We start from the raw sequence: 18,545 nt of genomic DNA, 5'->3' as shown, positions 1-18,545 counted from the left end.
CGAGTTGTCGGTGGGATGCAATTCTGCGCTGATCTGCCGGAGAGATCAGGAGAAGCCGTCATGACCACCCCGCCCGCCACCTTGCCCAGCACCATGTCGGGCGTCGTCCTGACCGGCCATGGCGGGTTCGACAAGCTTGAGTTCCGCACCGACCTGCCCGTGCCGCAGCCCGGCGCGGGCGAAGTGCTGATCCGCGTCGCGGCTTCCGCCATCAACAACACCGACATCAACACCCGCATTGGCTGGTACTCCAAGGCGGTGCGCGAAAGCACCGCAGAGGGCGGCACGCCTGAGGATGACGATGCCAGCTGGACGGGCGAGGCGCTGCATTTCCCGCGCATCCAGGGGGCGGATTGCTGTGGGTATATCGTGGGGGTCGGCGAGGGCGAGGACCCCGGGCGGGTCGGGCAGCGGGTGATCGTGCGCAACCTGCTGCGAACGCCGGTGGACTTCCGGCCCTTTGAATGCTGGACCTTCGGATCGGAATGCGACGGCGGCTTCGCGCAATATGCCAAGGCGCCCTCGGCCGAGACCTATGCGGTGGAGTGCGACTGGACCGATGCCGAGCTCGCCTCCATCCCCTGCGCCTATGCCACCGCCGAGGGGCTGGTGCATCGGGCGGGCGTTAAAGCGGGGGAGGTGGTGCTGGTCACCGGCGCCTCGGGTGGGGTCGGCTCGGCCGCGGTGCAACTGGCGAAACGGCGAGGCGCCAAGGTGATCGCATTGGCCGGGGCGGCGAAGGCGGATCAGGTGCTGGCTCTGGGGGCCAGCCGCGTGATTTCGCGCGGCGACAGTCTGGTCGCGGCTTTGGGCGCCGACAGCGTGGATGTGGTGATCGACATCACCGCTGGCCCGGGTTTCCCCGAGCTGCCCGAAGTGCTGAAGCGTGGCGGCCGCTATGCCATCGCAGGCGCCATCGCCGGGCCAATCGTGGAGCTGGATGTGCGCAACCTCTATCTGAAGGATCTGACCTTCTTCGGCTGCACCTTCTACGAGGACGAGGTCTTCGAGAACCTCGTCTCCTATATAGAGCGCGGCGAGATCCGGCCCAATGTCGGCGCAACCTTCCCGCTGGAGCAGATCGTCGAGGCGCAAAAAGAATTCCTGTCGAAATCCACCGCCGGCAAGATTGTCCTTCTGGTTCCGCAGGGGTAAGCCATGAAGATCAAGGAGATCCACATCTACGCCCATGTACTGCCGGTGAAGAATGGTCCCTATGTCATGGGCCATTCGACCGTCTGGGCGCTGGACACCACCCTGGTGAAGCTGGTGGCCGACAACGGGCTGTTCGGCTGGGGTGAGGTCTGCCCGGTCGGTCCGGTTTACGAGGCGCAGCATTCGGGAGGAAACCGCGCGGCGCTGGCCGAGATGGCGTCGGGGTTGATTGGGGCAAGCGTCTTCCCGGTGGCGCTGCGGCGGCGGATGGATGGGCTGCTGAACGGGCACTCCCATGCCAAGGCCGCCATCGACATCGCGGCACATGACCTTCTGGGCAAGCATCTTGGGGTGAGGGTGGCGGATCTGCTGGGCGGGGCGGTGACCGAGAACGTCCCCTCCTATTACGCCACGAATGTGGGCGACCCGGACGAGATCGCCCGCTTTGCCGCCGACAAAGCCGCGCAGGGCTATCCGCGCCTGCAGCTGAAGATCGGCGGGCGTCCGGCCGAAATGGATGTGGCGGTGATCCGCAAGACCTGGGAGGCGGTGCGCTCTCGCGGCACGAGGCTGGCCGCCGATGCCAACCGCGGCCTGCCCACCCGCGATGCGCTGCGGATCAGCCGCGAATGCCTCGACGTGCCGGTGATCCTGGAGCAGCCCTGCAACACGCTGGAAGAGATCGTCGCGATCCGGGGCCAGCTGCATCATGCGGTCTATCTGGACGAGAACATGGTCGACACCTCCACCGTATTGCGCGCCGTGGGGCAGGGGCTGTGTGACGGCTTCGGGCTGAAGATGACCCGCGCGGGGGGATTGCAGCCCATGGCCACGCTCCGCGACATCTGCGAGGCGCGCAGCCTGCCGCACACCTGCGACGACAGCTGGGGTGGCGACATCATCGCCGCCGCCTGCACGCATATCGGCGCGACCGTCTCGCCCCGGCTGTTCGAGGGCACCTGGATCGCCGCGCCTTACATCGACGGGGCCTATGACCGGAAGAACAGCCCGCAGGTGCGCGACGGCCATATCCGCCTGAACGAGGGGCCGGGGTTGGGCGTCGTGCCGGAAGAGGGCCTGTTCGGCGACCCGGTACTGTCGGTCAAGTGACCGCTCCTGCCCCCATGGCCGAGGCGAGTACCTCGAATGCGGTGCGGGGAAGCTTGATGGTCCCTCTAACCTTCGTGCATCCTACCCCGAATCACGCGGCCTTCACCAGCGACGACGAAGTGGAGCGATCGCACGGGACCGCATCGGCGACATGATGTCGCGAATGTTGATCAGGCGTTTGTCGAACGGCTGCCCTGGGGAACGCCGCGACGCAGCACCGACAATGCCAGACAGTCCGCTAAGGGCCGCGAGCGTTATACATCGCGCTACACTGCGTATCCTTGGCTTTGGTCATGCAGTCGGCGGGCCGACGACATGTGTCGATCTGATCGACATGCCGGGGAAGATGTGCCAGATCTTTTCGATCTGGCTCGAAATGTCCCCGCCTGCGGGGGCTGCCGTGCGCTCTGAACTTTCCTTGAAAAATCCCTGGTTAGAGTGCTTGGAGCACTGGATCTGGGCATTTCTTAAAGAGACATATGGCGCGCGCTTTGGAAAAGTGCCATTATGGGCGTCATGGTGGCCGAACGAACGCAAAACCTGAAGAAGGTCCTTGATGCAGTGCCCTCTGGGTATCTAGTCGATGCGGCATGGCTCACGGCGCATGGCATCGCCTACGAGACCTTTCGTGACTACGTCAAGCGCGGCTGGCTCGAGCGTCTGACCCGGGGCGTTTTCCGTCGCCCGTCTCCGGGCGCTTCTGCGTCTGATATGATCGACTGGAAGATCTGCCTGCTCTCAGTCCAGCACATCATGCGCTACGATGTCCATGTTGGCGGCATGACGGCACTCGCCCAGCAGGGGCACGGCCACTATCTGCGTCTGGGTGGCAATGCCCCGGTATGGGCCTATGGGGACGCCATACCGAACTGGCTTTCGAGGTTGCCGCTGAACGCGCCGATCGAGACGCGCAACAGGTCCCTCTTTGACGATCCGCAGCTTGGTCTTCCCGATGACAGCACGAATGCAGGGCAAACCCTTCACTGGGATTGGCAACTCAGGATGTCGCCTCCCGAACGGGCGATCCTGGAAGCCATGGACGAGCTGCCCGACGACGAGAGCTTCCACAACCTCGACATGGTGTTCGAGAGTCTGACGACTCTTCGCCCAAAGATGCTGTCGGCGCTGCTGCACAGTTGCCGGAAGATCAAGGTGAAGCGGCTGTTCTTCGTTTTTGCCGATCGTCACGATCATCCCTGGCGCAAACGTCTTGATTCCGGGGAATTCAACCTCGGCCGCGGCGACCGTGCTTTGGTCAAGGGCGGCAGGATACACCCGCGCTACCGCATCGTGGTGCCGGAGGAATTCGTTGTGACCGGGGTCGGCGATGGCGCGTGAGGATTATGAAGCCCAGGTGACGCTGCTCGTGCGCCTGCTCCCGCATGTAGCGAAAGAAAAGGTGTTCGCGCTCAAAGGCGGTACGGCGATCAACCTGTTCTATCGTGATCTGCCTCGCCTGTCGGTCGACATCGATTTGACATACCTGCCCATCAAGGACCGCCGCGAAAGCTTGGCCGAGATCAATGAGGCGATGGATCGTATGGCGGCCGCGATCGAAGGCAACATAGCCGGCGCAAAGACCCAGCGCATCCAGGGCGGTGGGGGCGGCGCCACTCGCGTTCTCGTTCGTCTGGGTGGCGCCGAGATCAAGATCGAGACCTCGCCGGTCATGCGTGGTGTCGTCCACGATCCTGAGATGCGCCCGGTGTCGGATGCGGTGGAGGATGAATTCGGTTATGCAGAGATGCAGGTCGTGTCCTTCGAGGACCTGTTTGGGGGCAAGTTGCATGCGGCAGTGGACCGCCAGCATCCGCGTGACCTCTATGACATCAAGCTGCTCTATGAAAATGAAGGCCTGACAGAGGATCTGTTCCGGACCTTCCTGATCTACATCGCCTGCTCATCCCGTCCGGCGCATGAACTTCTGAACCCGAACTTCATCGACCTGGACCAGCCCTATACGAAAGAGTTCGAAGGCATGACGAAGGCACGTGTCAGCCTCGACGACCTTCTCGCAACCCGCGAGCGGCTGGTCGCGGACATCAGGTCTCGCCTGGACGAAAAGGCCAGAACGTTTCTCCTGGGCCTGCATGATGGTGCGTCTGCCTTCGACGCTATCGAGAGGCCGCAGGCGGCCGACCTGCCTGCGGTTCGTTGGAAGCTGATCAATCTGGAGAAGCTGAAGAAGGATAACCCGGCCAAGCATGCGGAGCACCGATCATCGCTGGAAGCGCTGTTCAGTTAGTCTTTGGGGACTGGAAGGCCCCTGCTGGTAGATGCGAGGTGTTCGTGCTTCGAAAACAGGGTTTCCCAAGACACGATAATGGGTTACGTTAAGCAGCGAGTTTGGGGATTTGGCGTTCGACCAATCGCAAGTATCGTTGGTTGCACGCCCCCGCAACCAAAAAATTACGTGTTTCCAAACGCTTCCGCTCCGCCCGCCGGGGCGGCGTTTGCGTTTCCAACTCCCGTGGAAGCACTGTGGAAGCAAGAGGGACCGAAGCCCTTCATATCGCTTCGAAACTCTAAGGTCGCATGGATTCGTGCTCGAGCCCTAGGTAGTCGCGCAGTGCGCAGATCAAACGTATGAGCTCGATCATGTCCTCGACGAGTGCCTCCTCTGCGACATACCTCTGCAATCGTCCCTTACCTTCCCTGCTGAACTCGCGATGGACGCGGCCCGCCATCTGCTGCTCGCGGATGAGCGCGCCGGGATTCGAATTGCAGAACCCTTGGATCAGATCTTCAGGTAGGTAATCCTCGATCTCCCAATCCAGCCCTGCGCAACTACCGTTCTGCGCCTCAGCCCGGCGCTGCAGCTCAGGGCCCAGGACGCCGTTCGAAGCCGGCATGGTCGGATGCAGGAGGAACACGTCCCGGTAGTGCTTCACTCGGAAATCCATCTCGCAAAGCATACGAGTGTGCTTGCGGCCCGCGTGGTCGTTGTCAAACAACCCCACGAACTTTCGTTCCGTCATCAGGCTTGCTGCGTCCTGGAATGCCATCTGCCGCAGCGCCTGCAATTCTCGCACTACCCCTTGAACGCCGCCATCATCCTTCAGACCTGCCTCAAAAACGGAAAATCCGGAGTCGAAGAGATCATGATTGCTCTCGCGTTGCCAAAGGTCTCGGGCGAGGCGCAGGTAGCGGACATCGCTCGTCCCCTCGACAAGGACATTGGCCTTGCCGACGTTCCAGCCCTTTCCATTGGCGTATCTCTCGACGAGTCCGATCAACGCTCAACCTGCCGTCAGCGGCCGCAGTAGCGGACCGTTATGGCCGAAAGAGATGAGGCCGCTGATACTAGTGCCAGGCCGCAGTTGGGGGCCATCAAATTCGGCTATACGAAACGGGACCCGATCGTTCTGAAGTTCTTGGACCCTGGCATGAAGTCGTGCTCCGTCTCCGCCCGAGGCGATGCGGGCGCGGACCTGCCGTCTATTCCCTGTGCTCTCGTCGATCAACCAGCGGAGACGGTCCGGAACTTCTACGTAGTGTTCCCCTCGCGCCCAGAGCTGGCGCAGTTTCCCAAACCGCCGCGATGCCTCGTGATGGCGGTTTCTCTGATGCATGAGAATCGCCAATTCCAGCTCTAGTTGTGGCGACAGGATCGCCCGGTTGCCATCAAGGGTTTCGAGCAACTCAAGTTGCAGGGCGAAATCCTTCGGGTGATCCATACACGCCAAGATGTAGCGCAGTCGGACCGCCTGTGCGTTGGACCGCAACAGTGGATGCCCTAGCCGAGCGGCCGCGTCGATCCGGTTCGCGCGGGGGAAGTCATCCAGCGACATGCCCTCACGCCCGGTTATCCCTTCGCCCAAGGCAGACAGTGCTTGCTGGATTGCCTCGCCTTCAGATGAGGGCTCGGTGTCATGCACCGCCCCGGCTGACCGAAGCAGCAGTTCGAACGCCTTGTCGGCGAGGCGCGACAGCGCATTTCGCCGCAACTCTGCGGTCTCTCGCTGCATGGCCCCGTAGACGATCCCCAGAACCTCTAGCGCGACACTTGCCGCGCCGTCGGGATCCTCATTAGCCCCTATGAGCCGGTCGCGCGCATAGACTTCCAGAACGTAGGAATTGTCAGGGTTCAGCCTGTAGGCACTATAGGTCGCCTTGTTTGCCTTGGCGCGCAGGGCCGCCACCTGTTCGGCCGGCATTCCGCGACGCGCCTCCACCTCGGCGAGGTCGTGATAGGCATGAGCGAGCGAATTATAGAGGTTCAGGTCGGGCTCGCCCCCGGGGTCGTACTCAAGGTCAAGCGCGGCTTCGATATCCCCGGTAGCGCGCCGTAGCAAATCGGCGCGCTCGTCATCGGTGATCGGGAACATGACGTCGTCCTTCGCGATGCGCCGCCGCGATATCGAACCATGGTGAAGAAACGTCCGGCTGGTCATCCGAAATGCTTTCGGCATCGCGTCCAGAGCTCCCAGCGCTTCGCGCCAGTAGAGGGCGAACTCGCTGCGGCCTTGTCCGGGGTCGATCTTGAAGATGCTGGTGGCGAAGGTTTCGGCCAGTTCCACCAGATCCGGGTGTGCGATCATCGGATTGGAGGCGATCCGCGCGAGAACCATTAGCCGTAGGTGATCGGGATTCTGCGCCTCCGTCAGCCCGACCGAATCGCGAGCGGCAGCATCGTAAAACAGCCCGGTCAGAAGGAATCGTCCCAGTTGGTCGTGGATCATCGCCCAGTGGCTTACCGTGTCAAAGCGCTGGCGCACGACGCCCAAGGCCCCGACGGTCGATTGCAGATCAGAGAGCTTGTCTCGGGTCGGAAAGTCTTCGGACCGCGGCAACAGTGTCTCGGGCAGAAGCTGGCGCACCGTGCTCATGGCGGCGATGTCGACTATCGCGCGCCGCACCACCGGATCAGCAACTTTCTGCCGGAACTGTTCGTAAAGCCAGCCCTGTACCGTTTCGGCAAGGTCAATTTGCCGTTGCAGCCAGAATGCCAGCGCGATCCAGAATACCGAGCGGCCTGCCGCGGGGCCGACGAGTGAGTGGTTGAAGAATGCCTGCCATTCGTGGGCATCGCGCGCGGTGCCCAGTGGTCTAAGGAACCGGTTCAGGTGCCGGCCCAAGTCCATCGCCGCGTCCTGCGAGATCTCGTGAGATAGATCGCACAGATTTTCCAGACGCTTCTCGGCGTAGATGGCGACTGGTAGCAGCGCATCGGTGACGAAGACGATGCAGATTCGACGCCCAGCCTCCGTGATCTGCCTGGCAAAAGTGGCGATATCCCCTTCGCGTCCCTCCCACTGCGACCGATCGAACACGATCAGCCAAGGTGCCTCGTACTGGCGCAAACCCTTCCCGATTTCGGCTGAAGCGATGCCGTTCAAGCAGGAGGTGATGAAATTCGCTACTCCGCGCCCGCTGGGGGTAAAGGGAGCTTGGGTAGCTATTAGCGTCGGATACCCGTCCATGGCGGCCCCGAAGGCAAGGTCGCGGATGAACGTGGTCGCCCCTGCTCCGGATTCCGCCCGGATGTAGAACATCCGGCTGGCCTCCGGTCCGTTACGGTCGAGGTCCCGCAGCGCCTTTGTTAAAATGTTCCGGGCGCGGTCGTCCCGAGACCACGGCATTTGCGCTGCGTAGGGTCGCCATGAGGCCGACGGATCCCGGAAGAACCCGTTGATTTCCTCCGAGCTCAACCCCTCCGGCGTCACGTATTCCAGATGAGCCTCAGAGAGAAGTTCGTAATTGCCCAGTAGCGGATGCTCGGGATCATCGCGTCCTGACAGGTCGACCCGGTGCCGGTTCCCTTGTGCGTCCCGGACGCGGATGATGAGCCGGTCGTCTGCGCGCTCCGTATAACGCCTATGCAGGGCTTCCGACAGCAGCGCCGCGGGGGCAGGCAGCAGCGTTACCCGCCGCGCCCCTGCGTCGGCACGCCATTCAGTGATCTTTTGCCGAGCCTCGGGATCATCGCTGACGATCGTCAGGCCGCACTGGAATCCGTCCTGCCAGAGTTGCCCCAGTTCAACGGGCAGCGTCAGATCGGGTCCGCCGAGCACCACGAGGTTCCGGACCCCGCGCTGCTGCAACTCCATGATCATTTCCATCCGGCGTGCACGAGCGGCGAGCCCTGCCTTGTCGGCCCCGGTGCGGCCGTTGAGCAGAAAGATTGGAAGGCTCCGGGGCGGCAGCACGGTGTTTGAAGGTGGGACATCGATGACGTGCACCAGCCCCCGCCGGCGAACGAGCGGTGACTCGATTGCGCTGTCCAAAGCATCAACAGTCTTGAGCAGGTCATCCGATGCGGTCTCGCTCAGGACGAATTCCCAGGGCAAGCCCAACACCCTCGCGGTCGCTTCTGGGCCTGCCGCCTCTGCAAACGACGGCATCAGCCAAACGCTGGCATCGCGGGAATCAAGTTCCGCGAGGATCGGAAGAGCGTCAGGAGCCAGAATTTGCAGCCCGTCAACAATCTCGTTCATTATTCGTTCATCCATTCAAGTCGTCGATTGCACCACGGGGCTCTCGACAAGGAAATCGGGAATCATGAAAAATGCAATCTCCGTCATTTTATTTGAGCCAAGGCCGTTCCTTGTTGAGGAAATCGACATCTGGACAAGTTGCGCGTTACCCGAGCTGTCGTTGATCTGAGCCGCAGCATTGGTCGAGAAAGGCTTGCAGCAGCGGGACCCTGCGTTTCGCTCAGAAAGTCTGTAGCTTGCCCATCTCGAGCGTTGTTTTAGGCAATGGCGAGCGTCAACTTTATCCGTCGACCGCTTCGACCCGACAGTGAGCGTCGGTCTTGAGGCGATTGACTGGCTCACTCGCCGCACAATATCGCGCAGTGGACAATTTTTGGGGTCGTGAGAATTCACTATCACCTTAGATCTCATGAATGACTGGCTGTGCATCACACACCTTCTTCGCGATTTCGACGACGTGACGGTGATGCGTCAGGTAGAGTGCTTGGCCACTTCTACCGATCCGTTCCATCAAGCGGCACGCTGCGCGCGTCCGATCCTCATCAAAGGTCTCGAAAACGTCGTCACAGAAGAAGGGTAGCCGAACCCCCTGTGCTACCATTTGTTCGTAGGCCGCGGCGCGCAGCGCCAGATAGAGTTGGAACCTAGTTCCCTTCGACATGTCGCCGATCCGCTTGGGGGTGCCGCTCGCATCGACCGCCAACAAGATTTCAGCCGCACCGTCCGGTTGTGTCAGCAGCTTCTGGTAGGCGCCATTCGTGAGCTCCGCAAATGCACGCTCAGTGGCTGCCATCATGTCGCTCCGATGCCTGTCGCGATAGCGGTGGATGGCGTCTTCGGCGAGGCGCAGACCGAAGTCCCACTCCAGGTAGTCAAGAACCGCCTCTTCAATCTGTATCTGCAGCGTGGCGCGCCGCTCAACCAGTTCGGCGATCTCTGCGCCGCCGGTGACATTGCCGAGGTCCCGTTCAGCATTCGCCCGCGCCACGGTCGAGGTGGACATTCGCTCTTCTGCGACGTTGAGATCGGTCTCTAGCAAGTGCGCCTTTGGCTCGAGTGTTGTAGCAGTTTCATCGGCAAGTAATTGGCGGGCTCCCTCGAGCCTCCGCAGCGAGAGGTCGTCAAGGATCTGCCGTTCGAGTTCGGCGACCCGTTCTCTTCTTGCGATGACGTCGAGGCCCTTGCCCACAGCGGTCCGCAGGGCGTCAATAGTGCTGGTATCCACCGTCTCCGGGAATACCGCGCCAAGTTCCACCACTTTTCTGTCGATGTCTTCGAGCTTCGCCTCGATTTCCGTTCGCCGAGTTGCACCGTCTTCAAGCCTAGTGCCGAGCTCCTCGTGCTGTGACTTGTCAACCTGCGCTTGTTCTGCGAGCTCCCGCAGGCGGCGGAACGTGTCGAGAGGGTCAGTCTCCCCGATGCCGAAACGTGCACCAAGGGCGCCAGAGGCTTCCGTGAACCGGCGCTGATCATCCTGCATCGTGTTAACCTGGCGCTCGGCTTGTCGTCGCTTTTCGTTATGTTCGCGTATTTCACGCAGCTGCCCGAGAGCTGCGGCAAGTTGGCCGGGTGAAAGCGTCTCGCCGAAAAGCTCATGTACCTTTGCTTTCCAGGCCGCAGCAGTCCTCTCTGCGGCGTCCTTAAGGACTCCTTGCTCGTCTTGCCGGCGTTCGAGATCCTCCTCTAGGGCGGCGGTCTTGTCTGAGGCTGCCCGCACCTCGTCCTGGTAGCGCCGTTCGGTTTCGGCAAGACGCCGCGCGGCGAGCAACGCTGCATCCAATGTCGGGGTCTCCAACGCGACGAGGGGCGTGAGCGCCTTACGAAGCCGCTCCGCCCGATCCAGCGTCTCCCGGTGGCGTTCGGCAAGCCGGTTCCGTTGCCGCTCAGCGGTTATGGCTTTGCCGTAGAGCGCAACCCAGTCCGAAAAAGCCGAAGGGGAAAGCGCTGGAAGCCCGATCTGCGAACATAGACCGTGGACTTGGCTCTCGAGCTCTCGTACCTGCTCGGCGAGCCCATCGCGCTGTCCCCGGGTCGTCGTCGCGCGTGCTTCCGCGTCCGCCAGATCCTGCAGGAGCTTTCGCAGTTCGCCGAGTTCTCTGGCGTGGGCGAGACGCGCAGCGTTGATGTCGTCCACCGTTTTCATCGCCGGCGCAAAGCTGTCGGCGCTCTCGGAAGTCAGTGTCTCGCGATGCGCTTGCCACAGGGCGTCACGCCGAGCCCGGGCCTCCTGTTCCTCTTCGTCACTGGCAATTCTTGCGTCTTCCGAGAGCCGGGTGGTTTTCGTCTTCACGGCGGCGATGTCCTCGTCCAAACGCTCCAACCTGTCGTCAAAGCGTCCGAGCTTCTCCGCCAGATCGGCATGGTGTTGGGCAGTATCTGCTGCTGTCGATGGATCGACCGGGCAGACCAGGAGGGCGCTGAAGGTGCATGCACCGATGGAAAGCGCGTCGAGCGCCTGCTCCAGGGCCGTGTCGGCAGACGCGATAGCTTGTGTCGCCGTGGCGACTGCTGGTGCCAGGGCATCGGCGTCGAACCGCTTGAGCAGATCCACCAAACCCATCTGCGGCGGAGCTTCCAGCAATGATTGATGTGCCTTCCGGGCCTGCTCGATTCGGGTCTGTAAGCCCGCGGTCTCACATTGCTCAGTCTCCCAAGCCGCGGCGGCGTCTCGCATCTTGTCACGCAGGTCTTCAAGGATGGAAATTTCTCCCGGAGACGTAACAAGTGCAGTGACATCGCAATCTTCGGGTGCCCCCAGATCCTGAGCGATGCGTGCCATGTCCGAACGAGCCTCCTCATGGGCCCGTTCGCGTCTGGGAACGTCCAGCACCGCCGTTTGCATCCGGCCACGCAGTTCGTCCAGATCGTCCAACTGCTTGGCGAGGGCTAGGCGGTCCGCGTCTATGACGAGCGCGGCGCGCGCCTTTTCCGCCTCGTCAAGTTCCTCGAGCCGCCGCCGCAACTCGGCATCCGCCTGTCCCCGGTCGGTCCTCATCGTGACAAGATCTTCGGGATTGATGTCTATCCGCTCGGGATAGTCGGCGCAGTCGGCGATCTCGTCCGTGAGGCGGTCAAGCTCGCCCAGATTGGGCAGGGCCCGGCGCAGCGCGGCAATCTGCGCCTGTTCGGCGCGAAGCTCGTCCCGTGCCTGCCGAGACTGAATCTCTTCGTCCCTGGCGGCCTGAAGCGCATCCTTCAGCTTTCGCCACGCGTTGGCGCTGACATCGAGGGTGCGGATGTTGGTCTCGACCTCACTCAACTCGCGCTTCAGTTCCGCGACGCGCGTGGTGCTGGCGCGCTTCTTGTAAAGGCCGGTTGCCTCGGCCCGCGCCTGTTCCAGAACTGCATTGAGGTCCGCGACACCGGCAGCCGCGGAGAACAGCAAACGGCCGATATCGCCTCGCGCGCTGGCGATGTCTTCGCCACCCTTCTCGATGGTGTCGTCGTCGAGACAAAGCAGGCTGCGGTAGTCGTCGAGCGACAGCCCGCCGAGGTGAGAGGCGATCGCGGTCTCGGGTATGGTCTTGTCGGCCTCTCCCCTGAGATTGCCACTGCGGGTCGGCAGTCGCGTAAACAGGCGGGTTTCGCCTCCGATGTCGAGCAGACCGGAGATCCGAAGGTTCTGTCGCTGGTGCTGAAACCCGTAGGGCTCCCGATTGGGGAAGCCGTAAAGAAGACGCAGATAGGCTTCCATTACTGTGGTTTTTCCGGCTTCGTTCAAGCCGTAGATCACATGGAAATCCGAAGCCTGACCGGCTTTCCCAAAATCCAGGACCTTGCCCGCGAAGTGACCAAAAAAGTCGAGAGAGAGCCGTTCGATCCGCATCAGGGCGTGGCTCCCTTCATTCGCGCAAGGATCCGATCTGCGCCGGCTTCTGCGAGACGCCGCGCAAGCTGGTCCATTGCCGCTTCGTCAGGCAACAGCTCGGCACGTCGTTGCGGCGCCAACTCCTGCAGAATGCTTTCAATCTCAGCACGGCAGGTCTCGGAAAACCCGGGTTCCTCGCGGATGGTCTTCATGATCCCAGCCAACTCGTCCGTGGCGCTGTGCCCGGGCTCTGCGGTGTTGGACAGGTCGAACACGACCTTGTCCAGCCAAAGCGTGCCCGTCTCCCGGGCATATTGCGCCGCGGTCTCTTTCCAGACGTCCTGATCGCGCAGGACCTGCCAACGACGCCGGGTGCGACCGGTCAGTTTCAGACGGATCACGGCGCTTCCCGACGCCAGGTTTCGCGCCGTGTCTCGCAGGGTCCGCCTCAGCATATCGCGCAGGGCATCGTCGCTGTCGGTATCTGTGACGTCGACCTGGAGGTGCAGGAACTCGACGACCGAGGTCGGCACTTCTTCAATCTTGATTGCCTTGTCGATGGTCAGCAGCGTGGCGGACTTCGGACCGGGCTCGCCGATATCGCGTCCTTGGGGCGTTCCGGGCATCACCACCCATGGCGCCTTGGAGTGGACCTGCCGCCGGTGAACATGCCCCAGCGCCCAGTAGTCGAAGCCGGCAGCCGTCAGTTCACCGATCGTGCAGGGTGCGTAGGGATCGTGGCCCTCTGCACCCGTGAGGGAGGTATGCAGCATCGCGATGTTGATCGCGCCTTCGACCGGCGCGGCGAACTTCGGCAGCAGGCTTTCCGGGGCATGACGATTGGCGAAGCTGACGCCGTGGATCCAGATGCCCTCTGCGAGCTGCACCTTGCCGCCGCGGCCGTCAAAGACATGCACGTTGTCAGGCAAGCTCAACTCGCCGGTGAGAGGGTTCTCAGCGTCGTGGTTGCCCTTGACATAGAACACGCGAATCCCGCGTTCGCGCAGGCGTTCCAGTTGCAGCGTCAGGAAGGCGGCAGTCCGCGCGCTGCGCTCTGCCCCATCGAAAAGATCGCCTGCAATCAGCAGGGTGGCCACATCCTCGGCAACTGCGGTATCGACGATCCTGGTGAGTGCGGTGCGGCTCGATGTCCGGACTCGATCTCGCAGCTCGGGGTCACGCAGCGCGAGGGATCTCAACGGGGAGTCGAGGTGCACGTCGGCCGTGTGAAGGATCCTGATCATTTACTAGCTCCCGGCTCCGAACGTCATATCCTGCTTCGCTGTTGATCACCTTGTGGATAAGGAGTAACAACTCGCAAATCCGCGAACAAGCGGATTGACGGGAGTAAATGTGATGAACCTGCCATGTCTGCGGACGGTGTGACCTTCGGCCAGGCGATTTCGAAGGCCCGCAAGGCACTCGGTCTCAGCCAGAAGGAGCTCGCAGCGCGCGTGATGAAGGAAGAGGGCGGCGGGTCCATATCCCCGCAGTACCTCAACGACATCGAGCACGACCGACGCAGCCCTAGCTCGGGGCACCTGATCCGTCAGTTCTCCGGCATCCTGAACATACCGGAGGATTACCTATACGCACTCGCAGGCCGGCTACCGGATGATCTGCGACCGGATGCGTCCACCCCGGACAAGGTCGTCGAGGCCTTCGCCAATTTCAGAAAGACGTTGAAAGAGTAAGGAGGTTCGCATGGTGAAGATGATCCGTGACAACACGGGACGCTTTGCCGAGCGCCCCTTCTACGACGAGCGCGACCTCGACAACGAGTGCGAGCGACTGATTCGCGACTTCCAGTTGAAGCGGCATGGAAAGATCGACTACCCGGTCGCTACCGACGACCTGACTGTGCTCATCGAGATGCACGACGCAGAACTTGACAGCTACGCGGACCTTTCCGAGCACGGCGAGGATGTGGAGGGCGTCACCGAGTTCTTTCCCAACCGGGGGCCCAAGGTTTCGATCTCGGAGCGGATTTCGGCCAACGACCGGCGCGAGAATCGCTTTCGCACTACGCTCACCCACGAGTTCGGTCACGTGAGGTTCCATTGGCCCCTCTGCGCGCAGAAGTTCGCCACCGGCGACATGCTGGAGCGCGGCCTGAACGCCAACAAGGCGATTTCCAAGCGCGACAATATCCTGAACGCGCCGAAGTCGGACTGGATGGAATGACAGGCCGGTTACATCAGCGGGGCGCTGCTGATGCCGGCCACGCCGGTCCGTTGCCTCGTTTCCGACTACTGCGGACCGCGTGAGCTGCATGGCGATATCCACGTTTCGACGGGGCATGCCGCGCAGCTGATCCAGATGGTCATGGAGCGGTTCGCCGTCTCCGAAGAGGCCGCGCGCATCAGGTTGCTCAAGCTGAACCTGATCACGACGGCCCGTGGGCAGGGCTCGCTGTTCGATCGCTGATCGCGAATCTGCGGAAGTGCGTATTTTTCGATTAACTCCGCTTTGGCTCGATATACGCTTATTAGCAGATCAGCCGATCTATGGAGTCAGAGCAAAGGAGAACCAGCGTGACGGCTCTGTCTGCCCTTCTTCGCAAAACGCCGGGTGAGGCGCTTCGCGACTACTTCGACCGGCCGGAGATCGGTCTTCCTACCGAGTTCGACTGGACCGTGCCGGAGGTCGAGCTGTCCAGGCCGCTTCTCGGCGCAATCGAGAAAATGTCCCGCGCTCAGCGCGACCGCATCTCGAACGACGCCGAGCGCGTCCATGCGCTGTCCGATGAGCCGGGGCAGGCCGCGATCTATAGCGTGGCCGAGGATCCCGCTTTCCTCGACGGTCTCGCGAATCCGCACGCGCGGTCGCTCTGGATGTACCTCAACGCGCAGGATCGCTTTCGGCATGCCGAGGAAGTCCGCTTCACCGAGGATCGTCGGCGCGGCCGGATGTGGGCGGGCTACATGACCGATGCCGGCTGTGTCGTGCAGCGCGATACGGTCACCCGTCACGCCTTCATCTCCGCAATCAAGGAGTTCTCGGGCGCCGCCCATGCACATGTCGACATCTTCGACCGGGTGCGGACGACCCATGAGGGCGACGAGTGCGACCTCGTGCAGGTGACGATCTACCGCGAGGGACGGCCCGACGATCTGCGGCGGTTCGACGATAAGGGGTCTCTCGTGCGGCAGGCCTATCGTCCCGTGTTCGAGGCCGCAGTGACCTACGAGCCCGCGACCGGCGGCATCGAGGTGATCGCCAACGACAAGGTGACGCGGGGCGAGATCGTGAAGGCGACGGTCACGCACCTCCTCGGCATCGAGTTCAAGGAGAACCGCCTGCCGCTGCGGTGCTATGACCTGTCTGTGCTGCTGGCGCCCTACGATTTCCCGGTCGATCCGGAGGACGGGATCGAGGGCGTCGAAGTGCGCGAGCTGCGGCTGATGCCGATCGACGACAGCGATTTCCGGGTGACGCTGGAGAAGCCCGCGCGCGCTGACGAAACGATCTGGACGAAGGCGGAGGAGAGGTTCGGGGATCGCACCCCCCTGAGCGAGAGGTATGTGGTCACGCGGGCCAAGATCGCCGTGAAGCTCGCCCGCCGCCCGGGAGGCGACAGGCGGCGCACGCTGGCCCTGACGATCACCTGGCCCCATGGCTGCGATCTGAAGGATCGCACCGCGACCGAGCAGATGATCGGCGAGAAGTACCTGCGGCGCTGGGCGATCCTGGTCGATGACCTGCAGCTCTTCGAGGATTGATCTCGCCGCCCGCCGACTGCTGTCGTCCATAGCCGGGACCCGCGACGCGCGGGTCTCGGCTATGGCGCTCGCGCACAAGCGCGGCGCAGGCAAGCAGCTGATGGATGCCGGATTGCTCGTGCAGCGCGGCAGCACCATGTCCGTCGTCGCCGAGGACGATCTGGACGACACCCCAACATCCGTCATCGCGCACCCGATCACGGGGCAACATGGGCATCTCGGCAACGCGGCTTGGCACGAGGAACGTACGAGCGCACGCCGCCGGGTCTATGCGCTGGACATGGCGGCCGTAGCTCGACGGTTGGTCGCCCGGCTCGACTGCTCGCTCGGAAAAGACCCGGTGCCGTACCTCGACGGCGCGGTGTTGGATTTCGGGACGGCGCGGTTGCCGAAGCGCAGGGCGCGTGTCGGAATCTGGATCGCTCGCGGTCTGACGACGCCGTCCATGTTCGAGGGGTTCCACCAGTTCGTTGCGCGCCGCCCGCCCGACGGGCTTCGTGTGGTCCTCTTTCTCGACCCTCCAGATCGGCGTCGCTTCCGCTTCATCCGGGGCCATGAGTTCGTCGCGCTGGCGGATGTGGTCGATCATGAGGATGGGCTCGCCATCGCCCCGGAAGTCCTGAGCGCACGCCTGCTGAAGGGACCGTCGCACATGGGGCCTGTCTGGGTCTCCGGCGACGGCGGCGTGCTGATCGTGCACGGCAGGTGGCACGAATTCACGGGCGGCAAGCAGAAGATTGCCGTCGCCATGCTCGCCGAGGCCAGGCTTGACGGGGATCCGGTGCTGCCCGTCGCACGCATCCTTGAGGAAGCCGAGTGCGGGCCTTCGGTGAAGCGATTGAAGAATCTCTTCGACGGGCACTCCACGTGGCAGGAGGTCATCCGGGAGAGCGGCTCCAGCGCCTGGCTCGAGGTGTGACGCCACGAAATCACGACGATCAGGCCGTCCTTCGGGGCGGCCTTTTTCGTTTTCGGGCGCCCCGATCTGCATTCCTCCCGTCTCCCCTCCCTCTGCCCTCCCGATCTCCTCTCCTCGCACACCCCAGTCTCGTTCGCAGGCATTCGGCCAATCGCGAAGGAGACGACGATGTCAGTCACGCATCTCAACCAGGTCGAGCTGGCGGCTCGATGGAAGATCAGCCCGCGCACGCTTGAGCGCTGGCGTTGGACCGGTGAGGGCCCCGCCTTCATCAAGATCGGGGGCCGCGTCGTGTACCGGCTCGAGGATGTCGAGGCCTACGAGGCCAACCGGCACTGCTCGAGCACGGCCGACAAGCCCGCCGTGAAGCTGGCGTGAGGGGGCGACCATGACGATCCCCAACCGCCTCACCCTCGACAATCTGCCCACCATGCCGGTCGGCGAGATCGCCGCTCTGCCCGGCGACCAGCTCGCGCTCCTGAAGCAGGACGCCGACGAGCGCCTGCGCTCCGCGAAGACCCTCTGCGACTGGCTCGATGGCGCCATCGCGCTGAAGTACGACGACGAGGCACAGGACGCGCGCCGCGCGGAGGGCAAGGACACCGGCACCGTCAGGCTGCAGGACGGCCCGGTCACCGTGGTCGCCGAGTTGCCCAAGCGCGTCGACTGGGACCAGGCGATGCTCGCCGGTCTGGTCGAGCGGATCCGGGCCGACGGCGCCGATCCCGCCGAGTACGTCGACATCGCGTTCAGCGTGCCCGAGCGCAAGTACACCGCCTGGCCGAAGGACATCCGCCAGGAGTTCGAGCCCGCGCGCACGGTCCGCACCGGCAAGCCGAAGTTCCGGCTGCTGCTTGGCGAGGAGGTACGCTGATGGCCATCTCGCTCGCATCCCTGCAGACCTCGACGGCTCTGCGCCCGCCGCGCATGCTGATCCATGGCGTCGCCGGCATTGGCAAATCCACCTTCGCCGCGTCGGCCGACGCGCCCGTGTTCGTTCTCACCGAGGATGGTCTCGGCAAGCTGCAGGTGCCGCACTTCCCGCTGGCGACGAGCTATGCGGAGGTCGCGGAGGTGCTCGAAGCCCTCCTCGACGAAGACCACGCCTATTCCACGGTCGTCGTGGACAGCGTGGACTGGCTGGAGCCGCTGATCTGGGCTGAAGCGTGTCGGCGCAACGGCTGGCAGTTGATCGAGAGCCCCGGCTTCGGCAAGGGCTACGCCGAGGCGCTGACCATCTGGCGCGAGTACATCAATAGGCTGAATGCGCTCCGCGATCGGAAGGGCATGGCGGTCATCCGTGTGAGCTACTCCCCGGAAATCGGACAGTGACGGAAGCTACGATCTGACGTTTGCTGGTCTCCAATGACGAGGAGATCAGGAATGCGGAAACG

16 protein-coding genes are annotated in these 18,545 nt (G+C 62.9%); 12 read left to right on the top strand and 4 right to left on the bottom strand.

Going from position 1 to position 18,545, the window contains the following annotated elements:
- Positions 1-60: 60 nt before the first annotated feature.
- The 4 genes from XINFAN_RS00590 to XINFAN_RS00575 all read left to right on the top strand — a co-directional run bounded on the left by XINFAN_RS00590 (position 61) and on the right by XINFAN_RS00575 (position 4,510).
- On the top strand, positions 61-1,155 hold the full coding sequence (locus tag XINFAN_RS00590) for an alcohol dehydrogenase family protein (RefSeq protein ID WP_233352079.1): 1,095 nt from the start codon (positions 61-63) through the stop codon (positions 1,153-1,155).
- A 3-nt stretch (positions 1,156-1,158) separates the two neighbouring features.
- Positions 1,159-2,265 (top strand): mandelate racemase/muconate lactonizing enzyme family protein, encoded by a 1,107-nt coding sequence (locus XINFAN_RS00585; protein WP_124084627.1) that lies wholly within the window; start codon positions 1,159-1,161, stop codon positions 2,263-2,265.
- A 516-nt stretch (positions 2,266-2,781) separates the two neighbouring features.
- Complete coding sequence (locus XINFAN_RS00580) at positions 2,782-3,603, top strand: type IV toxin-antitoxin system AbiEi family antitoxin domain-containing protein (RefSeq protein ID WP_124084660.1); 822 nt, start codon at positions 2,782-2,784, stop codon at positions 3,601-3,603.
- Positions 3,593-4,510, top strand: a complete 918-nt coding sequence (locus XINFAN_RS00575; protein ID WP_124084626.1) for a nucleotidyl transferase AbiEii/AbiGii toxin family protein — start codon at positions 3,593-3,595, stop codon at positions 4,508-4,510. The genes XINFAN_RS00580 and XINFAN_RS00575 overlap by 11 nt, the downstream gene beginning before the upstream one ends.
- 280 nt (positions 4,511-4,790) lie before the next feature.
- Here the strand turns inward: XINFAN_RS00575 and XINFAN_RS00570 are convergent, their stop codons facing one another.
- The 4 genes from XINFAN_RS00570 to XINFAN_RS00555 all read right to left on the bottom strand — a co-directional run bounded on the left by XINFAN_RS00570 (position 4,791) and on the right by XINFAN_RS00555 (position 13,754).
- Positions 4,791-5,501, bottom strand: coding sequence for a hypothetical protein (locus XINFAN_RS00570; RefSeq protein ID WP_124084625.1), 711 nt, complete (start codon positions 5,499-5,501; stop codon positions 4,791-4,793).
- A gap of 3 nt (positions 5,502-5,504) precedes the next feature.
- On the bottom strand, positions 5,505-8,702 hold the full coding sequence (locus XINFAN_RS00565; RefSeq protein WP_124084624.1) for a hypothetical protein: 3,198 nt from the start codon (positions 8,700-8,702) through the stop codon (positions 5,505-5,507).
- Positions 8,703-9,102: 400 nt separating this feature from the next.
- Positions 9,103-12,528, bottom strand: coding sequence for an ATP-binding protein (locus XINFAN_RS00560; protein WP_124084623.1), 3,426 nt, complete (start codon positions 12,526-12,528; stop codon positions 9,103-9,105).
- Positions 12,528-13,754 carry a metallophosphoesterase family protein gene (locus XINFAN_RS00555; protein ID WP_124084622.1) on the bottom strand — a complete coding sequence of 409 codons (1,227 nt, stop codon included), beginning with the start codon at positions 13,752-13,754 and terminating at the stop codon, positions 12,528-12,530. The genes XINFAN_RS00560 and XINFAN_RS00555 overlap by 1 nt, the downstream gene beginning before the upstream one ends.
- 123 nt (positions 13,755-13,877) lie before the next feature.
- Between XINFAN_RS00555 and XINFAN_RS00550 the strand changes: the two genes are divergently transcribed.
- The 8 genes from XINFAN_RS00550 (at position 13,878) to XINFAN_RS00520 (ending at position 18,483) form a co-directional block, all read left to right on the top strand.
- Positions 13,878-14,204, top strand: coding sequence for a helix-turn-helix domain-containing protein (locus tag XINFAN_RS00550; RefSeq protein ID WP_012177086.1), 327 nt, complete (start codon positions 13,878-13,880; stop codon positions 14,202-14,204).
- A 10-nt stretch (positions 14,205-14,214) separates the two neighbouring features.
- Positions 14,215-14,694 (top strand): hypothetical protein, encoded by a 480-nt coding sequence (locus tag XINFAN_RS00545; RefSeq protein ID WP_233352078.1) that lies wholly within the window; start codon positions 14,215-14,217, stop codon positions 14,692-14,694.
- A 30-nt stretch (positions 14,695-14,724) separates the two neighbouring features.
- Positions 14,725-14,937, top strand: coding sequence for a hypothetical protein (locus XINFAN_RS22135; protein WP_233352077.1), 213 nt, complete (start codon positions 14,725-14,727; stop codon positions 14,935-14,937).
- A gap of 107 nt (positions 14,938-15,044) precedes the next feature.
- Positions 15,045-16,232, top strand: coding sequence for a hypothetical protein (locus XINFAN_RS00540; RefSeq protein WP_124084621.1), 1,188 nt, complete (start codon positions 15,045-15,047; stop codon positions 16,230-16,232).
- Between the two features lie 61 nt (positions 16,233-16,293).
- A complete protein-coding gene (locus XINFAN_RS00535) occupies positions 16,294-17,151 on the top strand; it encodes a hypothetical protein (RefSeq protein WP_124084620.1) in 858 nt (285 codons plus the stop codon).
- A gap of 168 nt (positions 17,152-17,319) precedes the next feature.
- Positions 17,320-17,529, top strand: coding sequence for a helix-turn-helix transcriptional regulator (locus tag XINFAN_RS00530; RefSeq protein ID WP_021096360.1), 210 nt, complete (start codon positions 17,320-17,322; stop codon positions 17,527-17,529).
- 10 nt (positions 17,530-17,539) lie between these two features.
- Positions 17,540-18,025, top strand: a complete 486-nt coding sequence (locus tag XINFAN_RS00525; RefSeq protein ID WP_124084619.1) for a hypothetical protein — start codon at positions 17,540-17,542, stop codon at positions 18,023-18,025.
- Positions 18,025-18,483 carry an ATP-binding protein gene (locus tag XINFAN_RS00520; RefSeq protein WP_124084618.1) on the top strand — a complete coding sequence of 153 codons (459 nt, stop codon included), beginning with the start codon at positions 18,025-18,027 and terminating at the stop codon, positions 18,481-18,483. The genes XINFAN_RS00525 and XINFAN_RS00520 overlap by 1 nt, the downstream gene beginning before the upstream one ends.
- The last annotated feature ends 62 nt before the right edge of the window (positions 18,484-18,545 follow it).

Origin of the sequence: Pseudogemmobacter humi, assembly GCF_900609055.1 — a bacterium.
Lineage (GTDB): Bacteria > Pseudomonadota > Alphaproteobacteria > Rhodobacterales > Rhodobacteraceae > Pseudogemmobacter > Pseudogemmobacter humi.
Note: the sequence above shows the minus strand (reverse complement) of the source record. Positions and strands in the feature narration are given on the sequence as shown.

Bases quoted from the DNA above. Each gene is read 5' to 3' on its own strand.
- XINFAN_RS00545 (WP_233352078.1), top strand. From the start codon at position 14,215: ATGGTGAAGATGATCCGTGACAACACGGGACGCTTTGCCGAGCGCCCC.
- XINFAN_RS00580 (WP_124084660.1), top strand. From the start codon at position 2,782: ATGGTGGCCGAACGAACGCAAAACCTGAAGAAGGTCCTTGATGCAGTG.
- XINFAN_RS00585 (WP_124084627.1), top strand. From the start codon at position 1,159: ATGAAGATCAAGGAGATCCACATCTACGCCCATGTACTGCCGGTGAAG.
- XINFAN_RS00525 (WP_124084619.1), top strand. From the start codon at position 17,540: ATGACGATCCCCAACCGCCTCACCCTCGACAATCTGCCCACCATGCCG.
- XINFAN_RS00555 (WP_124084622.1), bottom strand. From the start codon at position 13,754: ATGATCAGGATCCTTCACACGGCCGACGTGCACCTCGACTCCCCGTTG.
- XINFAN_RS00520 (WP_124084618.1), top strand. From the start codon at position 18,025: ATGGCCATCTCGCTCGCATCCCTGCAGACCTCGACGGCTCTGCGCCCG.
- XINFAN_RS22135 (WP_233352077.1), top strand. From the start codon at position 14,725: ATGCCGGCCACGCCGGTCCGTTGCCTCGTTTCCGACTACTGCGGACCG.
- XINFAN_RS00560 (WP_124084623.1), bottom strand. From the start codon at position 12,528: ATGCGGATCGAACGGCTCTCTCTCGACTTTTTTGGTCACTTCGCGGGC.
- XINFAN_RS00575 (WP_124084626.1), top strand. From the start codon at position 3,593: ATGGCGCGTGAGGATTATGAAGCCCAGGTGACGCTGCTCGTGCGCCTG.
- XINFAN_RS00535 (WP_124084620.1), top strand. From the start codon at position 16,294: ATGGCGCTCGCGCACAAGCGCGGCGCAGGCAAGCAGCTGATGGATGCC.
- XINFAN_RS00565 (WP_124084624.1), bottom strand. From the start codon at position 8,702: ATGAACGAGATTGTTGACGGGCTGCAAATTCTGGCTCCTGACGCTCTT.
- XINFAN_RS00590 (WP_233352079.1), top strand. From the start codon at position 61: ATGACCACCCCGCCCGCCACCTTGCCCAGCACCATGTCGGGCGTCGTC.
- XINFAN_RS00550 (WP_012177086.1), top strand. From the start codon at position 13,878: ATGTCTGCGGACGGTGTGACCTTCGGCCAGGCGATTTCGAAGGCCCGC.
- XINFAN_RS00530 (WP_021096360.1), top strand. From the start codon at position 17,320: ATGTCAGTCACGCATCTCAACCAGGTCGAGCTGGCGGCTCGATGGAAG.